At 72.9% G+C, this 3,046-nt stretch carries 2 protein-coding genes; both read left to right on the forward strand.

Annotated features, from left to right (window positions below):
- The first annotated feature begins 174 nt into the window (after positions 1–174).
- Positions 175–834 carry a TetR/AcrR family transcriptional regulator gene (locus AB0P35_RS41770; RefSeq protein WP_363521766.1) on the forward strand — a complete coding sequence of 220 codons (660 nt, stop codon included), beginning with the start codon at positions 175–177 and terminating at the stop codon, positions 832–834.
- 1,422 nt (positions 835–2,256) lie between these two features.
- Entirely contained in the window at positions 2,257–2,424 is a 168-nt protein-coding gene (locus AB0P35_RS41775) for a helix-turn-helix domain-containing protein (protein WP_363521769.1), read from the forward strand.
- Positions 2,425–3,046 lie beyond the last annotated feature (622 nt).

Genomic DNA, 3,046 nt, shown 5'->3' on the forward strand with positions numbered 1-3,046 from the left:
TCGTCCTCCTCGGAGGAGGTCAAGTCCTCGGCGCGGGCCGCAATCGTGCTTCCGCTGTTCTCGGGCCATCCGAGTGCGACGGTCGTCCGGTCCACCTGCGCCGGGCAGAGCCGGCCTCCAGGCGTCGGGTGCCCCAGAGGTGGTTGATGATCTCGGCCAGGTCCGACAGGGTCTGTGCGCGCGAGCAGGAACAGTGCCCCGACCAGGCGGGTCGGCCGCCCGCCCGGTCCCACCGCCCATGGAGCCGCCTCCCGTGATCGCATCCTGGAGGCGACCGCGACAGTGTTCGCGCGACTCGGGTACGACCGCACCCGGATGGCAGACGTCGTCACCGAGAGCGGACTGACCAAGGGCTCGGTCCACTTCCACTTCGAGAGCAAGGAAGCGCTCGCGATCGCGGTGCTGTCCGCCAAACACGCACCGTGGCTGGACATGGTCCGCACACGCCTGGCCGCGACCCCGAGGGGCGCCGACCGGCTCGAGGCGCTCCTCCCGACCATGCTCGACCTGCATCGCGACGACCTGGACGCCTGGGTCATCGCCCGCCTGATCCACGGCATGACGGACGTCCCCGAGACCCGCCCGCTGGCTGCCCAGTTGACGCGGATCTGGATCGACGATGTCGCCGATCTCGTCCGCGACGCCCAGCAGGCGGCCGACAGGGCGGCCGGGATCGACCCTGCGCAGCTTGCCACCGTGCTCGTCGGCGCCTTCGACGGCCTGAAGAACACCGTCGGCATCCTGAGCGCCACTGCCGAGGAGGCGAATGCCCAACTTGCCGCCGGCGGAGAGGTGCTGCTGACGATGCTGCGGTCCGTCACGGGGCGGGGGTAGCCAGCAGTACCGGCGCCATGGGCCCCGTCCTCCAAGTTGCGGCCGGACGGTAGAGCAATTGCTGTGTGCGCCAGGTCGCGTGCACGGCTCAGCACACGGTGCCCCGGGCGGTGCGCGAGCCGCAAGAGGATGGCATACGTGGCGCGGCCACCGCGCGCGGGCGGGTGTTCCGCCGCTGCCGATCCACCGCCGGGCTTGCATGACGGCCGAAGCGCAGCAGCCAGGCGGCGAGTGGCCGTTGCGGGCGCGGGTGACCGGCGAGGTCAGCCGCCCTGTCCGCGGGCACCGGATGTCTGCCGGATCGGTGGGGCCGGAAACCAGTGGGGACGGGCAACCGGGGTAGGAGTGGTGTACCGGTCGTCGCTACCTTGGCGGCCCGGATGCCCGTCGGCTGTCGCCGCACTGTCTCCCGATCCCCGCGCGGAAACGATGCCCCGGCCCACCCCCCAGGTGGAGCCTTCGGTGGGCTCGGAGAGATGTCATGGTCTCCTACGACAGTCTTGCGCAACGCGCCGGGCCGGCAACCGACATCAGCATCCGCACCACAACAGTGGGCCACGCCGCGGTGTGCACACTGCCCGGAATGATGCACGCGGAGAACGAGGAACAGCTCCAGCGGACACTGGACGCGGCCCTCGACCGCCGACCCGCCGTCCTCGCCGTGGACCTCTCCGCGGTGCGCCTGTTCACCTCCAGCGGACTGAACACGCTGCTCGTCGCCCGCCGCGCCGCACACGCTGTGGCACCGCGCTGGTCCTCCTCGCTCCCAGCGCGAACGTGCGGCGCGCCCTGGCGATCACCGGCATTGGCGGGCTGTTCCCCGTCTTTCCCAGCCTGCGACTGGCACTGCAGTACCGGAACCCGGAGGGACGCCGCGATAAGGCGTGATGCGGACGGTGGCGGGTACACGCGACGGTCGACGAACGCCCCCGACGACCTGCTCGAGTCCGGTCATGTGCCCACCACTTGCCACCACCGCCCACCGCAGCCTGGTCTTTGGACCGGGCGAGCGGGGCACGGGGGTTCGCCGCGGCCTGGATTTCGTCCGCCTCGCGCTGGCGCAGCGGCGGGCCCGGCACGGATGCGGCAGTCGTGGACGACGTGCTGCTGGTGGCCGCCGAGCTGCTCGCCAACGCCGGCGGCCCACTGGCCCTGGAGCTGCGGCTCGACCCGCGCAGGCAACGGTTGCGCATCGACGTCACCGACGCAGCCGGGCCGACCGCGGATCCTCCCCGCCCGGGCGGGACAGCCACACCACCGCGGCCTGCGCATCGTCGACCACATCGCCTCCGCCTGGGGCTGCCGCCTCCACCCCACTGGCAAGGCGGTGTGGGCCGAGATCCGCCTGCCGTGACTGCCGTCCCGCGCAACGGCGCCGCTGGCGCCACGTGCCGAGACTCAGGCCGGCTGGTGGGGGCGAGCATGGCGGCGAGGCGCCGGACCGCCGAACTGCTCGCCGCCGACCCGCGCACCGCCAAGGTCACCCAGATCGCGATGCGCTGGGGTTTCGCCCATGTCGGCCATTTCGCCGCCTGCTACCGCCGGGCCTACCAGACCTCGCCCGGTACCGCCCTGCACCGCCGGCCCTGACAGCCGGCGGGCGCCCGCGCGGGCCGCTGTCGAGCAGGCCCCTCGCCCAGGAACCAGGCTGGGGGCGTGAATACCCGTTCCTACGACGGCCCGGCCGTCCTGCGCACCGCGAGCGGAACCCAGTACGACTGCCGTGCCTCCCTGGTCTGGTGACCGACCCGCACGGTCCGGGCCGAGGCCTCCGCGCCAGCCGACCGGCCCCAGGTCCCGGGCCAGTGGGAGGGCGAACTCCGCCTTGAGAGCACGGACGAGGCCCTCAGCGCACGGTTCGCCTGCGAGGACCGCGACGCGCTCGTCCTCGTCGCCGCCCGGTCCGGCACCGTGACGGTGGTCGACACGGACGGCCCGTTCCTCCTCGTCCGCGGCATCGGCACCCCGCCCTTTTGAAGGCCATTGCGCCGCGCCAACCCCCGCACGCGCACGGGCGGGCGCGGCAGGCCTCCTGCCGCTGCGCCCGCCGCCCGGACCGGCGCTGGCGGCCCGGCTGTCGGTGAGGCTCCTCCGGCATCAGTCAGCATGCTCGGCCGGTAGTCGTGCCTGCTGCCGGGGACCAGCCTCGGCAGCAGGCCGTTCTTGCCGGGGCCGGCAAGAACGGCCGGCAACATCGGCACGATGGCGCACC

It is taken from the genome of Kitasatospora sp. NPDC085879, from assembly GCF_040686255.1.
Lineage (GTDB): Bacteria > Actinomycetota > Actinomycetes > Streptomycetales > Streptomycetaceae > Kitasatospora.

Excerpts from the sequence above, each read along its gene's own strand:
- AB0P35_RS41775 (WP_363521769.1), top strand. The coding sequence starts at position 2,257 with ATGGCGGCGAGGCGCCGGACCGCCGAACTGCTCGCCGCCGACCCGCGC.